Origin of the sequence: Paraburkholderia sp. (assembly GCF_035948235.1) — a bacterium.
Classification (GTDB): Bacteria; Pseudomonadota; Gammaproteobacteria; order Burkholderiales; family Burkholderiaceae; genus Paraburkholderia.
In genome coordinates this window covers 1-11,859 of record NZ_DASZJJ010000338.1, presented here as the reverse complement: position 1 = coordinate 11,859, position 11,859 = coordinate 1, and the positions used below count along the sequence as shown (strand labels likewise).

Genomic DNA, 11,859 nt, shown 5'->3' with positions numbered 1-11,859 from the left:
CGCCGTCAAGGCGTTGGCGGCCGCCGCGCGCTTCACTGCGATTGCCCAGCTTGTGCCGATTGCGACGATTGCGCCTCGGGTTGCGTCGCCGCGCGCAGCTTCGCCACATCGCCCGTGCCGACCGAACCCGCCCGGTTGTTCCAGCCCGCACGGATAAAGCTCAGCACATCGGCGATCTGCTGGTCGTTGAGCTGGTCGCGATACGGCGGCATCGGATACGGCGCTGGAATGCCCTGGATCACGAGGTCGCCGGTGCCGTTGAGCGTCACGTTGATAAGCGACGCGGCATTGCTTTCCAGCACGTTCGGATTGCCCGCGAGCGGCGCGAACATGGGCGCGAAGCCGCGTCCATCGACGCCGTGGCAGTGCATGCAGAACGCCGTGTAGACCCGCGCGCCCGCATCGTTCGCGGGCCGCCCGAGCGACACCTTCGTCGCCTGCGCGTCGTAGGCGTATGCCTCGCCGCCATGTCCGCCTGCGGGCGGCAGCGACTTGAGATAGCCCGCGATCGCGTTGACGTCGGCGTCGTTCATCGCCTGGGTGCTGTTGTTGATGACGCTTGTCATCGCGCCAAACGCCGACGCGTGCTGGTTCGCGCCCGTCTTGAGGAACTGCGCGAGATCGGCCTGGCTCCAGCGCCCGAGCCCCGTGTTGTGCTCTCCCGTAAGGTTTGAGGCGAACCAGTTGTCGAGCAGCGCGCCGGTCAGGAACTCCGTGCCGCTTTCGTCGAGCGCCTGCTCGTTGAAGCCGATACCGCGCGGCGTATGGCACGAGCCGCAGTGCCCGAGCCCCTGTACGAGATACGCCCCGCGATTCCATGCGGCGTCCTTGCCCGCTTTGTCCTCGTACACGCCCTTCTTGAGGAACACGAGATTCCACAGCTTGAGCGGCCAGCGCATATTCATCGGCCATTTGATGTCGCTGTCGCGATTGGCCTGCTTGACCGGCTGCACGCCGTGCATGAAGTACGCGTAGAGCGCGGCTACGTCGTCGTCGCGCACTTTGGCGTAGGACGGGTACGGCATCGCCGGATAAAGGTTGTGGCCGTCCTTCGCCACGCCCTCGCGCATGGCGCGCGCGAAATCGTCCAGCGTATAGCCGCCGATGCCCGTGTCCGGATCGGGCGTGATGTTGGTCGTGTAGATATGGCCGAGCGGCGTACTCATCGGCAGGCCGCCCGCGAACGGCTTGCCGCCCGACACGGTGTGGCAGGCCGCACAGTCGCCGGCCTGGGCGAGATAGGCGCCGCGCTGGATCGTGGCGGCATCGGCACTGGCGGGCGCGGTGGTGGTATCGGCCGCGTAGGCCCAACCCGGCGCCAAAGTCATCAAAGCCGCCGTGAGCGTCGGGGCCAGACAGTTAGTAGCAAATCCTCGCGCGATGGAGGATGCGTTGAACGTTTTCATCGTCGTCCTCCTCAGGCGGTTTGCGAGTTCATGAGCTGGCGACCCACGGGCAGATGCCGCAGGCGCTGGCCGGTGGCCGCGTAGATCGCGTTGGTCACCGCAGGCGCGAGCGCCGCGGTGCCCGGCTCGCCGATCCCGCCGGGCGCTTCGGCGCTCGGCACGATATGCACTTCGATCACCGGCGCTTCGTCGATGCGCAGGATGCGGTAGTCGGTGAAATTGCGCTGCTGCACGCGCCCGCGCTCGATCGTGATCTCGCTATAAAGCGCCGCCGAGATGCCGAACACGATGCCGCCCTGCACCTGCGCCTCGATGGTGGTCGGGTTCACCACCATGCCGCAATCGACCGCCGCCACCACGCGGTTCACGCGCACTTCGCCATTGGTGACGGTCACATCGGCGACCATCGCAAAGAAGCTGCCGAACGCGTGCATCACCGACACGCCGCGCCCTTGCCCCTTTGGCATCGGCGGTCCCCAGTTGGCGGCGCGCGTGGCCACGTCGAGCACGCCCAGCGCACGCGGCGACTTGCCGAGCAGATTGCGCCGGTACTGCACGGGATCGGTCTTGGCGGCCACCGCGCATTCGTCGATAAAGCTCTCCACCACGAAGGTGCCGCGCGTCGGCCCGACGCCGCGCCAGAAAGCGGTGGGCACCGTATGCGGCTCCTGTCGCACGTACTCGATCAGTTGATTCGGCAGGTCGTAGGGCAGATCGGCGGCCACTTCGACGGCGTCCGGATCGACGCCGTTCTTGAAGGCCGGCGGCGCGAAACGCGCCATGATCGACGAGCCGACGATGCGGTGCTGCCACGCCACCGGCTTGCCGTTGGCGTCGAGTCCGGCGGAGATGCGGTCGTAGTAGAACGGCCGGTACATGTCGTGCTGGATGTCTTCTTCGCGCGTCCAGAACACCTTGACGGGCGTGCTCACCTGCTTGCCGACCTTGAGCGCCTGGGTGATCGCATCGACTTCCAGACGCCGCCCAAAACCGCCGCCGAGCAGATGGTTGTGCAGCACGATCTGCTCCGGCTTGAGGCCGGTGACGGCCACGGCCGCATCGACGGCGCGCGTGGGCACCTGGGTGCCGACCCAGATTTCGCAGGCGTCGGCGCGCACCTGCACGGTGCAGTTGATCGGCTCCATGGTCGCGTGCGCCAGAAACGGCTGCTGATAAACCGCATCGACACGCGTTTTCGCACCGCCGAAAGCCTGCTGCACGTCGCCGTCCTTGCGCGCGACCGCGCCTTGTTGCTGCTGCGCGGCACTGGCCAGATCGCCGACGATCTGCCGCATCGACAGATTGGCCGCCGCGCCCTCGTTCCACTCGATCACGAGCGCCGCCGCGCCGCGCTTCGCAGCCCAGGTGTGCGCGCCGATCACGGCCACGGCGTTGTCGATCTTCACGACCTGCGTGACGCCGGGAATCTGCTTGGCGTGCGTGTCGTCCACGCGCGCGAGCGTGCCACCGAACACCGGGCAATTGACGATCGCCGCGTAGACCATATTGGGCAGCCGCACGTCCAGACCGAACATCGCCGATCCATCGACTTTTTCCGGCGAATCGAGCCGCTTCGTGGGCTTGCCGATGATGGCAAAATCCTTCGGACTCTTGAGCGTCACGTTCTGTGGCGCGGGCAGTTTCGCCGCCGCGTCTACAAGCTGGCCGTAGGATGCGCGCCGCCCGCTTGCGTCGTGCAGCACTTCGCCGTTCTTCGCATGACAGGCGCCGGGATCGACCTGCCATTGCTGCGCCGCCGCCGCGATCAGCGCCACGCGCGCGGTCGCGCCCGCACGGCGCATCGGTTCCCACGCGTAGCGGATCGAGGTCGAGCCGCCCGTGAGCTGACCGCCCAGCAGCGGGTCGGTGAAGAGCTTCGCGTCGGGCGGCGCGTGATCGACCGTGACGCTATCGAGCGGCACTTCCAGTTCTTCGGCGATCAGCATCGGAATCGACGTGTACACGCCCTGCCCCATCTCCACCTTGGGGATGATGAGCGTGACCTTGCCGTTGCGGTCGATCTGCACGAAGGCGTTCGGCTCGAACACGCCGTCCTGCGGCGTTTCATTGCCGTCGCCGCCCACCACCGACTGGCGCGCCGCGCTGTCGCCCTGCGCGCCCGCGCCAACACTGAAGCCGAGCAGCAGACCGCCGCCCGCCGCCGCGCCGAGTTTCAGAAACGTGCGCCGGGAAAACGAAGCAGCAGAAGACGCCCGCGCAGCACCGTTCTGCGCGTCGAGAAGACCTTGTGACATCGCTCAGGCCTCCTTCGCAGCTTGCTTGATGGCCGCGCGGATGCGGCTATAGGTGCCACAGCGGCAGATGTTGCCGGCCATGGCGGCGTCGATATCGGCGTCGCTGGGATTGGCGTTCTGCGCGATCAGCGCCGCCGCCGACATTACCTGCCCCGACTGGCAGTAGCCGCACTGCACCACGTCGATCTCGCGCCAGGCCTTCTGCACCTTCTGCCCGGCGGGCGTCGCGCCCACGGCCTCGATCGTGGTGATCTTGCGGCCTTCGAGCGCCGCCACCGGCAGCACGCACGAGCGCGTCGCCTCGCCGTCCAGGTGCACCGTGCAGGCGCCGCATTGCGCGATGCCGCAGCCGAATTTCGTGCCCGTCAGCCCGATGATGTCGCGCAGCACCCAGAGCAGCGGCATGTCGGGAGGCGCGTCGATCGTATGGGTCTCGCCATTGATGGTTAACGTCGTCATGAGGCGGCTCTCCGGTGTGGGGATATCGATGATTGTTAACTACGTACGATCAATCGAAGGCCATGCATGCGCGTTGTTCCAGCAGCGTGCGCAAATGGTGGGACATTTGCGCGAACGGCGCGCGAAAGCGGCCTTGCGAGCGGGTTTGTAAGCGAGTTTGTGAGAATTGGCCGAGTGTAGCGCCGACTTTATTCGCGCGCTGGCAAGCGTGCAGCCGCACGATCCGCAAGCGCTAACGACACGCGTTGCGGCCTTGCGCTACCATCGTTCGACGGGCGCGCGCCTTGAAAGCACGCGCTATCGCACGCATATCAAGCATCTTGATGAACCCAAGGAGCCGCCACGATGGACGAAGCCCGCGCGATTCAATTTCTTTCCGAAGTCCGCAAGCCGCTGCTCAACCTGCACAAGGCGATGCTCGACCACGAGCGCGCCGAATACGAGCGTGAATTCGGCCCGACCACGCCTGCGGCCTTTCTGCAGGTACTCATCAACGGTACGGGATTTCGCTGGCTGATGCCGCTCTCGACGGTGATCGCCAATGTCGACGAAACGCTGGATGCGAAGGACGCCAAACCCGAAGACCGCATCGGCGCGGCCGAAGGCGTGACGGCGTTGTTCTCCGGTCAGGAATCGGCGGAATTCTTCGAGCGCTATCAGGCGCTGCTGCAGAAGAGTCCGCACGTGCTGCAACTGCACGGCGTAGTCGCGCAGTTGCTCAACGGTGTGAAGAACTGACGTAGCTTTAAAGACCGCGCGCGATCAAGCCACATCGCGCGCGGCTTTCTTCGCGGCGCTCAAACGCCGCCACAAGGTCGTCTTGCTGATGCCGAGCATGGCGCACACGCGATCGCGGTCGCCGCCGCAGGCATCGAGCGCCGCGCGGATTTCATCGGCTTGCACGTTCAGGCTGCGTTCGCGCAGCGTAAGCGGTTCGATAGCGCGATCCGCCGCTTGCCGGGGCGCATTGCGCGCCGTCTCGAACACCTCCGGCGCGATTGCGCGCAGCACCTCGGGCGTGAGCACATCGACGTCCGAATCCGCGAGTTCCACGATCACCCGCTCGACCACGTTCTGCAATTCGCGCACGTTGCCCGGCCACGGGTGACGTTCGAGTGCGTGGCCGATCAAGCCAAGCGCGCGCATCGCATCGTCCTGGGTGCGCACGCGCAGCGCCACGCGCGGCTCGCGACGCGCCGATTGCAGCAGCAATTCCGCCGCCAGCGGCACGATGTCCTCGCCACGTTCGCGCAGCGGCGGGATCGCCAGATTCAGAATGTTCAGGCGATAGAACAGGTCGGCGCGAAACTCGCCGCTGTCGATCTGCTCGGTGAGCGCGCGGTGCGTTGCTGCCACCACGCGCACGTCGACGCGCGTCGGCTCGGTCGCGCCCAGCCGCACCACTTCGCGCTCCTGCAGCACGCGCAGCAAACGGCTTTGCAACGGCAAGGGCATCTCGCCGATTTCATCGAGGAAAAGCGTGCCGCGATGCGCCGCCTCGATCAGCCCGACCTTGCCGCCACGCCGCGCGCCCGTGAACGCCCCCTCCTCGTAGCCGAACAGTTCGCTCTCCAGCAGCGCCTCGGGAAATGCGCCGCAATTGATCGCGACGAAGGGGAAATCGCGCCGCGGACTTTCGCGGTGAATGCCCTGCGCGACCATCTCCTTGCCGGTGCCGCTTTCGCCGCGAATCAGCACGGTCGCATCGGATTTCGCGTAGCGCTGCGCGAGTTGCCGCACACGCGCGATGCCCGGCGTTGCACCGCTCAGGTCGCCGATGCGATAGCGCGCCACGAACTGCTGCGTGCGCTGGCGCGAGCGCAAGGTGCGATCCAGACGCTCCACCGCGCGCGACTCCTGGAACGTGAGCACCGCGCCCGTGGTCACGCCGTTATCGACCAGCGGGCCGCGATGCACGACATAGCTCACGCCGCGAATGGTTTCGAGCGATTCGCCATCGGCGTCGGGCAGCGTGAAGGCAATGTCGGGCGCGAGCGAGGCGAGCGGCTGGCCCGCCGCCGCCACCGGATCGATGCCGAGTACGCCCGCGAGACGCTGGTTGATCGCCTCCACGCGCCCGCGCGCATCGAGCGCCACCACGCCGTCGCGCAGATGCTGCAGCACGCTGTCCAGACGCTGACGCCGCTGCGTTTCGCGCCAGGTGGCCTGCACGACTCCAAGCGCATTGTCGAAGGCCGCGCGCACCGAAGATCGCGAATACACAAAAAACGGCACGAGTCCGAAGCGCGCCGCCAGATCGTTGACGTGGCCCGGCCCCACCACCGCGCCCACGCCGCGATCGCGCAGATCGAGCACGCAGGCTTCTGCGTCCTGCACCGTGCGATACGAGGCGAACACCACGTCGATGCCATAGGCGCTCGCGAAGCGACGCACTTCCATCGGCGTTTCGCCATAGGTCACGAGCGCCACCAGATCGGCCTCGCGGCGCGCGCGCGCCAGCGCCTGCATCACGTCGAAACCGGTAGGCTGCACCAGCACCACGGGCAGGTCGATGCGCGCCTTCAGATAGGTGCCGTTCGAGCCCGCCGCCACCACCACGTCGGGGCGCTGGTTCGGCCCGGCCGCTGCGATCTCGGCCACCGCCTCCTCGAAGCCGCGCGGCACCACGCGCAGATCGGCAAGTTCGTCGTATTCACCTGCGATGTCGCGAAACAGATCGCGCAGGCGGCTGATGCCCATCGCCCAGACGCGCGGGCGGAACGGTTCGGAAGCGGAGGGGAAGCGGTTCATGAACAACCCAATGCGAATTCCAGCGGGATTTCATTATCGCGCGTCGATTTCAGATTTGAAATCGACATTTCACAATGGAAATGAGGGCGAGAACCCCATCGACGGCGTTCAGGCGCAAAATCAACGCCTTAGGCAAAGCCTCGACCACTGCTTACGCGCTGGCACGGTATCTGCAGTATCAGCGCCGATTCCTTCGGAGACATGACGCATGAACAGCAAATCCCCCGCAAGCGCCGGCGCGAAATTCCGCGCGGCCGTGGCTGCCGAACAACCGCTGCAGGTCGTGGGCGCGATCACCGCCTACGCCGCCAAACTCGCCGAGCAAACCGGCTTCAAGGCCGTCTATCTGTCGGGCGGCGGCGTGGCCGCCAATTCGCTGGGCGTGCCCGATCTGGGCATCAGCACGATGGACGACGTGCTGATCGACGCGCGCCGCATCACCGACGCCGTCGACATCCCGCTGATGGTCGATATCGACACCGGCTGGGGCGGCGCCTTCAACATCGCGCGCACGATCAAGTCGTTCATCAAGGCGGGCGTCGCGGCCGTGCACATGGAAGACCAGGTGGGCCAGAAGCGCTGCGGCCATCGCCCGAACAAGGAAGTCGTGCCGACCGACGAAATGGTTGACCGCGTGAAGGCCGCCGTCGACGCCCGCACGGACGACGGCTTCGTCATCATGGCCCGCACCGACGCCGCCGCCGTGGAAGGCATCGACGCCGCCATTGAGCGCGCCGTCGCCTACGTGGAAGCGGGCGCGGACATGATCTTCCCCGAAGCCATGAAGACGCTGGACGACTACCGTCGTTTCCGCGCCGCCGTGAAGGTGCCGATTCTCGCCAACCTCACGGAATTCGGCTCCACGCCGTTCTTCACCACCGAGGAACTCAAGAGCGCCAACGTGGATATCGCGCTCTACTGCTGCGGCGCCTATCGCGCCATGAACGCGGCCGCGCTGAACTTCTACGAGACGGTCAAGCGCGACGGCACGCAAAAGGCTGCGGTTTCGACCATGCAGTCGCGCGAGGATCTGTACAAGTACCTCGGCTATCACGAATACGAAAACAAGCTCGACGCGCTGTTCGCATCGAAGAAGTAATCACCGTCATCACGCATCGCGCGTCCCCACGACGCGCAACCCTATTAGATCGAGAGAGGAAGACACCATGAGCGAAACGGACAACGCCACGCAAAGCGCAGGCGGTTTCAAGCCGAAGAAGTCGGTCGCGCTGTCGGGCGTGGCGGCGGGCAACACGGCGCTGTGTACCGTGGGCCGCACCGGCAACGACCTGCACTATCGCGGCTACGACATTCTGGATCTCGCCACGGCCTGCGAATTCGAAGAAGTCGCTTATCTGCTCGTGCACGGCAAGCTGCCGAACACGGCTGAACTGGCCGCCTACAAAACGAAGCTGAAGGCGCTGCGTGGCCTGCCCGCGAACGTGAAGGCGGCGCTCGAATGGGTGCCGGCTTCCGCGCACCCGATGGACGTGATGCGCACGGGCGTGTCCGTGCTCGGCACCGTGCTGCCCGAGAAGGACGACCACAATCTGCCGGGCGCGCGCGATATCGCCGACCGCCTGATGGCGTCGCTCGGCTCGATGCTGCTGTACTGGTATCACTACTCGCACAACGGCAAGCGTATCGAAGTGGAAACCGACGACGATTCGATCGGCGGCCATTTCCTGCATCTGCTGCACGGCGTTGCGCCGTCGAAGTCGTGGGTCGATGCGATGCACGTTTCGCTCAATCTCTACGCCGAACATGAGTTCAACGCCTCGACCTTCACGGGCCGCGTGATTGCGGGCACGGGCGCGGACATCTATTCGGCGATCACGGGCGCGATCGGCGCGCTGCGCGGTCCGAAGCACGGCGGCGCGAACGAAGTGGCGTTTGAAATCCAGTCGCGCTATGAAGACCCGGATCAGGCGGAAGCCGACATCCGCGCGCGCGTGGAGAAGAAGGAAGTCGTGATCGGCTTCGGCCATCCGGTGTACACGATCTCGGACCCGCGCAACAAGGTCATCAAGGAAGTGGCGAAGAAGCTCTCGAAAGAGCAGTCGAACCTGAAGCTGTTCGATATCGCCGAGCGCCTTGAATCGACGATGTGGGACGTCAAGAAGATGTTCCCGAACCTCGACTGGTTCAGCGCCGTTTCGTATCACATGATGGGCGTGCCGACGGCGATGTTCACGCCGCTGTTCGTGATCGCGCGCACCGCCGGCTGGAGCGCGCACATCATCGAACAGCGCGTGGACAACAAGATCATCCGCCCGAGCGCCAACTACACGGGTCCGGAAAATCTCAAGTTCGTGCCGATCGGCAAGCGCTGATCGCATCATTGGCCGTTCGGCTAATGGGAACGGGAGGCTGGCGCGCGTAGCATTGCGCTGGTCCCCGCCCGCTTACTACATATTGGTCCCCCAGCCGTGAATACTGCTCACCGCAAGCCTCTTCCCGGCACCCGGCTCGATTACTTCGACGCGCGCGAAGCCGTCGAAGCGATCCAGCCCGGCGCCTGGGACACGTTGCCCTACACCTCGCGCGTACTCGCCGAAAACCTCGTGCGCCGCTGCGAGCCGGCCACCCTCACCGCGTCGCTGCAGCAGCTCGTCGAGCGCCGCCGCGACCTCGATTTCCCGTGGTACCCGGCGCGTGTCGTGTGCCACGACATTCTTGGCCAGACCGCGCTCGTCGATCTTGCAGGCCTGCGCGACGCCATCGCAGACCAGGGCGGCGACCCCGCCAAGGTCAACCCGGTGGTGCCGGTTCAACTGATCGTCGATCACTCGCTCGCCGTGGAATGCGGCGGCTTCGATCCGCAGGCGTTCGAGAAGAACCGCGCCATTGAGGATCGTCGCAACGTCGACCGCTTCGACTTCATCAACTGGACCAAGAAGGCGTTCAAGAACATCGACGTGATTCCGCCTGGCAACGGCATCATGCACCAGATCAATCTGGAGAAAATGTCGCCCGTGATTGGCGTGCTCGACGGCGTGGCCTATCCGGACACCTGCGTGGGTACCGACAGCCACACGCCGCATGTGGATGCGCTGGGCGTGATCGCCATCGGCGTGGGTGGACTGGAAGCCGAAAACGTCATGCTGGGCCGTGCCTCTTGGATGCGCCTGCCGGATATCGTCGGCGTGGAACTCACGGGCAAGCGCCAGCCGGGCATCACGGCCACCGACATCGTGCTCGCGCTCACCGAATTCCTGCGCAAGGAAAAGGTGGTTGGCGCGTACCTGGAGTTTCGCGGTGAAGGCGCAGCGAGCCTCACGCTCGGCGACCGCGCCACGATCTCGAACATGGCGCCCGAGTATGGCGCCACGGCCGCGATGTTCTTCATCGACAACCAGACGCTCGACTATCTGCGCCTCACGGGCCGCGAGGACGAGCAGGTCAGGCTGGTCGAAACCTACGCGAAAACTGCGGGCCTGTGGGCCGATTCGCTGGCGCACGCGCAGTACGAGCGCACGCTGACGTTCGACCTGTCGAGCGTGGTGCGCAACATGGCCGGCCCGTCGAACCCGCACAAGCGCCTGCCTACCTCGGCGCTGGCCGAACGCGGCATCGCGGGCAAGTGGGAAGAAACGCCGGGCCAGATGCCCGACGGCGCGGTCATCATCGCGGCCATCACGAGTTGCACGAACACCAGCAATCCGCGCAACGTGATCGCTGCGGCGCTGCTCGCGCGCAATGCGAACGCGCGCGGCCTGACGCGCAAGCCGTGGGTGAAAAGCTCGCTCGCGCCAGGATCGAAGGCGGTCGAACTGTATCTGGAAGAAGCGAAGCTGCTGCCGGATCTGGAGAAGCTGGGCTTTGGCATCGTCGCGTTTGCGTGCACCACCTGTAACGGCATGTCGGGCGCGCTCGACCCGAAGATCCAGCAGGAAATCGTCGATCGCGACCTGTATGCGACAGCCGTGCTGTCGGGCAACCGCAACTTCGACGGTCGCATCCACCCGTATGCCAAGCAGGCGTTTTTGGCCTCGCCGCCGCTGGTCGTGGCGTATGCGATTGCGGGCACGATCCGCTTCGACATCGAAAAGGATGCGTTGGGCACGGATCAGAACGGTCAACCGGTCTATCTGAAGGACCTGTGGCCGAGCGACGAGGAAATCGACGCGATCGTGGCGCAGAGCGTGAAGCCCGAGCAGTTCCGCAAGGTGTACGAATCGATGTTCGCGCTTACGGCCGACAGCGGCGAGACCACGGACCCGCTTTACGACTGGCGCGCGCAAAGCACCTATATCCGCCGTCCGCCGTATTGGGAAGGCGCGCTGGCGGGCGAGCGCACGCTGCGCGGCCTGCGGGCGCTGGCGGTGCTGGGCGACAACATCACGACGGACCATTTGTCGCCGTCCAACGCGATCCTCGCGAACAGCGCAGCGGGCGAATACCTCGCGAAAATGGGCCTGCCCGAAGAGGACTTCAACTCGTACGCCACGCACCGCGGCGACCACCTGACGGCGCAGCGCGCGACCTTCGCGAACCCCACGCTCGTCAACGAGATGGCGGTGGTGGATGGCGCGGTGAAGAAGGGCTCGCTTGCGCGCATCGAGCCGGAAGGCAAGGTCGTGCGCATGTGGGAAGCGATCGAAACCTACATGGAACGCAAGCAGCCGCTCATCATCATCGCGGGTGCGGACTATGGCCAGGGCTCGTCGCGCGACTGGGCGGCCAAGGGCGTGCGTCTGGCGGGCGTGGAAGTGATCGTGGCGGAGGGCTTCGAGCGCATTCACCGCACGAATCTGATCGGCATGGGCGTGTTGCCGCTGGAGTTCAAGGCGGGCACGAACCGCACGACGCTGGGCATCGACGGCACGGAGACTTTCGACGTGATTGGCGAGCGCACGCCGCGCGCGGAACTGACGCTGGTGATCCAGCGCGGGAATGGCGAACGCGTGGCAGTACCGGTCACCTGCCGACTGGACACGGCTGAGGAGGTCTCGATCTACGAAGCAGGCGGCGTACTGCAACGCTTC

The 11,859-nt window shown here is 65.6% G+C and carries 8 protein-coding genes; 4 read left to right on the top strand and 4 right to left on the bottom strand.

Features of this window, described 5'->3' with window-relative positions; translation table 11 throughout:
* Window positions 1-32: 32 nt before the first annotated feature.
* The 3 genes from VG320_RS29935 to VG320_RS29925 all read right to left on the bottom strand — a co-directional run bounded on the left by VG320_RS29935 (window position 33) and on the right by VG320_RS29925 (window position 4,120).
* Window positions 33-1,328 carry a cytochrome c gene (locus VG320_RS29935; protein WP_327203699.1) on the bottom strand — a complete coding sequence of 432 codons (1,296 nt, stop codon included), beginning with the start codon at window positions 1,326-1,328 and terminating at the stop codon, window positions 33-35.
* 89 nt (window positions 1,329-1,417) lie between these two features.
* Window positions 1,418-3,661 (bottom strand): xanthine dehydrogenase family protein molybdopterin-binding subunit, encoded by a 2,244-nt coding sequence (locus tag VG320_RS29930; protein ID WP_327203698.1) that lies wholly within the window; start codon window positions 3,659-3,661, stop codon window positions 1,418-1,420.
* A gap of 3 nt (window positions 3,662-3,664) precedes the next feature.
* Window positions 3,665-4,120, bottom strand: a complete 456-nt coding sequence (locus VG320_RS29925; RefSeq protein WP_327203697.1) for a (2Fe-2S)-binding protein — start codon at window positions 4,118-4,120, stop codon at window positions 3,665-3,667.
* A 345-nt stretch (window positions 4,121-4,465) separates the two neighbouring features.
* On the opposite strand from VG320_RS29925, the gene VG320_RS29920 reads away from it, so the two are divergent.
* Window positions 4,466-4,858 carry a hypothetical protein gene (locus tag VG320_RS29920; RefSeq protein WP_327203696.1) on the top strand — a complete coding sequence of 131 codons (393 nt, stop codon included), beginning with the start codon at window positions 4,466-4,468 and terminating at the stop codon, window positions 4,856-4,858.
* Between the two features lie 24 nt (window positions 4,859-4,882).
* On the opposite strand, the gene prpR is transcribed toward VG320_RS29920, so the two are convergent.
* Window positions 4,883-6,871: a propionate catabolism operon regulatory protein PrpR gene (gene prpR, locus VG320_RS29915; protein WP_327203695.1), complete on the bottom strand. Its 1,989-nt coding sequence runs from the start codon at window positions 6,869-6,871 to the stop codon at window positions 4,883-4,885.
* Window positions 6,872-7,079: 208 nt separating this feature from the next.
* Here prpR and prpB point away from each other — a divergent pair, with 208 nt between their 5' ends.
* The 3 genes from prpB to acnD all read left to right on the top strand — a co-directional run.
* Window positions 7,080-7,970: a methylisocitrate lyase gene (gene prpB / locus VG320_RS29910; RefSeq protein WP_327203694.1), complete on the top strand. Its 891-nt coding sequence runs from the start codon at window positions 7,080-7,082 to the stop codon at window positions 7,968-7,970.
* A gap of 67 nt (window positions 7,971-8,037) precedes the next feature.
* Complete coding sequence (prpC, locus tag VG320_RS29905) at window positions 8,038-9,204, top strand: bifunctional 2-methylcitrate synthase/citrate synthase (RefSeq protein ID WP_327203693.1); 1,167 nt, start codon at window positions 8,038-8,040, stop codon at window positions 9,202-9,204.
* A gap of 96 nt (window positions 9,205-9,300) precedes the next feature.
* On the top strand, window positions 9,301-11,859 hold a 2,559-nt coding region (acnD, locus tag VG320_RS29900), incomplete at its 3' end, for a Fe/S-dependent 2-methylisocitrate dehydratase AcnD (protein WP_327203692.1).

Coding starts and splice junctions, on each gene's coding strand:
- VG320_RS29935 (WP_327203699.1), bottom strand. CDS start 1,328: ATGACTTTGGCGCCGGGTTGGGCCTACGCGGCCGATACCACCACCGCG.
- VG320_RS29930 (WP_327203698.1), bottom strand. CDS start 3,661: ATGTCACAAGGTCTTCTCGACGCGCAGAACGGTGCTGCGCGGGCGTCT.
- VG320_RS29925 (WP_327203697.1), bottom strand. CDS start 4,120: ATGACGACGTTAACCATCAATGGCGAGACCCATACGATCGACGCGCCT.
- VG320_RS29920 (WP_327203696.1), top strand. CDS start 4,466: ATGGACGAAGCCCGCGCGATTCAATTTCTTTCCGAAGTCCGCAAGCCG.
- prpR (WP_327203695.1), bottom strand. CDS start 6,871: ATGAACCGCTTCCCCTCCGCTTCCGAACCGTTCCGCCCGCGCGTCTGG.
- prpB (WP_327203694.1), top strand. CDS start 7,080: ATGAACAGCAAATCCCCCGCAAGCGCCGGCGCGAAATTCCGCGCGGCC.
- prpC (WP_327203693.1), top strand. CDS start 8,038: ATGAGCGAAACGGACAACGCCACGCAAAGCGCAGGCGGTTTCAAGCCG.